22 tRNA genes and 1 rRNA gene are annotated in these 2,604 nt (G+C 53.6%); all 23 read right to left on the minus strand.

Annotation, left to right across the window (positions count from 1 at the left end):
* Positions 1-187: 187 nt before the first annotated feature.
* A tRNA-Gly gene (locus tag ACZYR9_RS27175) sits at positions 188-258 on the minus strand.
* Positions 259-262: 4 nt separating this feature from the next.
* Positions 263-339 (minus strand) — tRNA-Pro (locus ACZYR9_RS27180).
* A 13-nt stretch (positions 340-352) separates the two neighbouring features.
* Positions 353-432, minus strand: a tRNA-Leu gene (locus tag ACZYR9_RS27185).
* 117 nt (positions 433-549) lie between these two features.
* Positions 550-623, minus strand: a tRNA-Arg gene (locus ACZYR9_RS27190).
* Positions 624-626: 3 nt separating this feature from the next.
* A tRNA-Cys gene (locus tag ACZYR9_RS27195) sits at positions 627-700 on the minus strand.
* A gap of 123 nt (positions 701-823) precedes the next feature.
* Positions 824-898 (minus strand) — tRNA-Gly (locus ACZYR9_RS27200).
* A gap of 8 nt (positions 899-906) precedes the next feature.
* Positions 907-990, minus strand: a tRNA-Leu gene (locus ACZYR9_RS27205).
* A gap of 11 nt (positions 991-1,001) precedes the next feature.
* Positions 1,002-1,087: transfer RNA gene (locus ACZYR9_RS27210), tRNA-Leu, on the minus strand.
* 16 nt (positions 1,088-1,103) lie between these two features.
* Positions 1,104-1,176 (minus strand) — tRNA-Lys (locus ACZYR9_RS27215).
* A 10-nt stretch (positions 1,177-1,186) separates the two neighbouring features.
* Positions 1,187-1,258, minus strand: a tRNA-Gln gene (locus ACZYR9_RS27220).
* Positions 1,259-1,316: 58 nt separating this feature from the next.
* Positions 1,317-1,399: transfer RNA gene (locus ACZYR9_RS27225), tRNA-Tyr, on the minus strand.
* 4 nt (positions 1,400-1,403) lie between these two features.
* Positions 1,404-1,479: transfer RNA gene (locus tag ACZYR9_RS27230), tRNA-Thr, on the minus strand.
* A gap of 3 nt (positions 1,480-1,482) precedes the next feature.
* Positions 1,483-1,555: transfer RNA gene (locus ACZYR9_RS27235), tRNA-Phe, on the minus strand.
* Between the two features lie 14 nt (positions 1,556-1,569).
* Positions 1,570-1,646 (minus strand) — tRNA-Asp (locus ACZYR9_RS27240).
* Positions 1,647-1,727: 81 nt separating this feature from the next.
* Positions 1,728-1,803: transfer RNA gene (locus ACZYR9_RS27245), tRNA-Val, on the minus strand.
* 7 nt (positions 1,804-1,810) lie between these two features.
* Positions 1,811-1,882: transfer RNA gene (locus tag ACZYR9_RS27250), tRNA-Glu, on the minus strand.
* Positions 1,883-1,902: 20 nt separating this feature from the next.
* A tRNA-Ser gene (locus tag ACZYR9_RS27255) sits at positions 1,903-1,990 on the minus strand.
* A gap of 3 nt (positions 1,991-1,993) precedes the next feature.
* A tRNA-Met gene (locus ACZYR9_RS27260) sits at positions 1,994-2,067 on the minus strand.
* A 20-nt stretch (positions 2,068-2,087) separates the two neighbouring features.
* Positions 2,088-2,176 (minus strand) — tRNA-Ser (locus ACZYR9_RS27265).
* Position 2,177: 1 nt separating this feature from the next.
* Positions 2,178-2,253 (minus strand) — tRNA-Asn (locus ACZYR9_RS27270).
* A gap of 4 nt (positions 2,254-2,257) precedes the next feature.
* Positions 2,258-2,333: transfer RNA gene (locus ACZYR9_RS27275), tRNA-Ala, on the minus strand.
* A 25-nt stretch (positions 2,334-2,358) separates the two neighbouring features.
* Positions 2,359-2,435, minus strand: a tRNA-Ile gene (locus tag ACZYR9_RS27280).
* 43 nt (positions 2,436-2,478) lie between these two features.
* Positions 2,479-2,595: ribosomal RNA gene (rrf, locus tag ACZYR9_RS27285) — 5S ribosomal RNA — on the minus strand.
* Positions 2,596-2,604: the final 9 nt, after the last annotated feature.

Genomic DNA, 2,604 nt, shown 5'->3' on the forward strand with positions numbered 1-2,604 from the left:
ATACGCTTTTACGCACAGATTTCGCCATACGCAAGTATCCTAGCTACGCGGGGACTTGGCTCCTCCCGCGACCGGACTTTCACCGGCTAGAAGATGCGTGCTTAGCTGGGCACGCAAAACGAAAAAAAGCCCTAATGGGGATACTCATTCACAAGAATGAACCACCCCGATAGGGCTTAAAATTCAAAGCGGATGATGGGAATCGAACCCACGCTACCAGCTTGGAAGGCTGGAGTTCTACCATTGAACTACATCCGCACATTGGTCGGGACGACACGATTTGAACATGCGACCCCCTGGTCCCAAACCAGGTGCTCTACCAAGCTGAGCTACGTCCCGATCATCTATTTTATGCCGGTAGAGGGACTTGAACCCCCACGGTTTCCCTCACGATTTTGAGTCGCGCGCGTCTGCCAATTCCGCCATACCGGCTTAATTCTACGTGCCCTGAGAGATGCGGCCTTGTGGCCGACTGCGACGTGATCCTACCGAGGCTATGCTTCGACGAACTCTACCGTTCTCATCCAGCTCAGTTCACTTGTTTCACTACGTGCCCTGAGAGATTCGAACTCCCGACCTTTTGATTCGTAGTCAAACGCTCTATCCAGCTGAGCTAAGGGCACATATGGAGGCGCCACCCAGATTCGAACTGGGGGTAAAGCTTTTGCAGAGCTCTGCCTTACCACTTGGCTATGGCGCCAATGACTTATAAAAGCGGAAGACGGGATACTCTTCGTTTCACTCCGAGACTGCGGAGCATTCCTAACGAAGCTTATGCTCCGACGAACCCATTGGGTTCTCACCCTGATCTCCATGTAATTAATGGAGCGGAAGACGGGATTCGAACCCGCGACCCTCGCCTTGGCAAGGCGATGCTCTACCCCTGAGCCACTTCCGCAAAAATGATGCGCTCGAGAGGACTCGAACCTCCACGGCTGTTACCCCACTAGAACCTGAATCTAGCGCGTCTGCCAATTCCGCCACGAACGCATGAATATAATTGGTGCGGTTGAGAGGACTCGAACCTCCACGGGCGTACGCCCACTACCCCCTCAAGATAGCGTGTCTGCCATTCCACCACAACCGCATATACAATTGAAAAGTGAGCCATGTAGGACTCGAACCTACGACACCCTGATTAAAAGTCAGGTGCTCTACCAACTGAGCTAATGGCTCAAACTAAATACTGGGGATCTAGGATTCGAACCTAGGCATGACGGAGTCAAAGTCCGTTGCCTTACCGCTTGGCTAATCCCCAACAATAAGGACGACCGGCGGGACTTGACTCCACCGTGGTCTAGCTTTAAATCCCTATATGGAGGCTGATGGATTCGAACCACCGAACTCGTCAGAGAACAGATTTACAGTCTGCTGCGTTTGGCCACTTCGCTAAGCCTCCACAATGGTGCCGCCGAGAGGACTTGAACCCCCAACCTACTGATTACAAGTCAGTTGCTCTACCAATTGAGCTACAGCGGCAAATGGCTCAGGACGGAATCGAACCGCCGACACGAGGATTTTCAGTCCTCTGCTCTACCGACTGAGCTACCGAGCCTTATGTAATTTTAATGGCGGAGCCGACGGGATTCGAACCCGCGGTCTCCTGCGTGACAGGCAGGCATGTTAGGCCTCTACACCACGGCTCCAGACAAAAATTAGTTGCAAGGGCAGGATTTGATATTACAGCCTTTGGACCGGGCTGCTCCACTCTGCGTCATTATGATATATGGTGGAGGCTGACGGGATCGAACCGCCGACCCTCTGCTTGTAAGGCAGATGCTCTCCCGGCTGAGCTAAGCCTCCATGGGAATGACCCGTAGGGGATTCGAACCCCTGTTACCTCCGTGAAAGGGAGGTGTCTTAACCCCTTGACCAACGGGCCTTGAAATTATGTATTAACGACGGAGAGAGAGGGATTCGAACCCTCGCACCACTTACGCAGTCTAACCCCTTAGCAGAGGGTCCCCTTGAGCCACTTGGGTATCTCTCCAAATAGCGGCGAAGGGGATCCAACCCCCGACCTTACGGGTATGAACCGTACGCTCTAGCCAGCTGAGCTACACCGCCATAAATGATTTCAAAACGAAGGGAGAAAGAGGGATTTGAACCCTCAAGACGCTTGCCACGCCTACACGATTTCCAATCGTGCTCCTTCAACCGGGTCGGACACTTCTCCATGGCTCCCCGAACAGGACTCGAACCTGTGACAACTCGATTAACAGTCGAGTGCTCTACCAACTGAGCTATCAGGGAATAGTGGTGGAGCCAAGCGGGATCGAACCGCTGACCTCCTGCTTGCAAGGCAGGCGCTCTCCCAGCTGAGCTATGGCCCCCTACATGCGGCTTACAAAGTTTGAATGGTGGGCCCTAGTGGACTCGAACCACCGACCTCACCCTTATCAGGGGTGCGCTCTAACCAGCTGAGCTAAGGGCCCGAATGAGTTGGAAACATAAGAAAAGCCCACCCCAGGTAGGCTTGCTTGGCGACGTTCTACTCTCCCAGGACCCTGCGGTCCAAGTACCATCGACGCTGGAAGGCTTAACGGTCGTGTTCGGTATGGGTACGCGTGGTTCCCTTCCGCCATCATCACCAAACGAATTACT

Source organism: Paenibacillus sp. F024 (assembly GCF_057814255.1).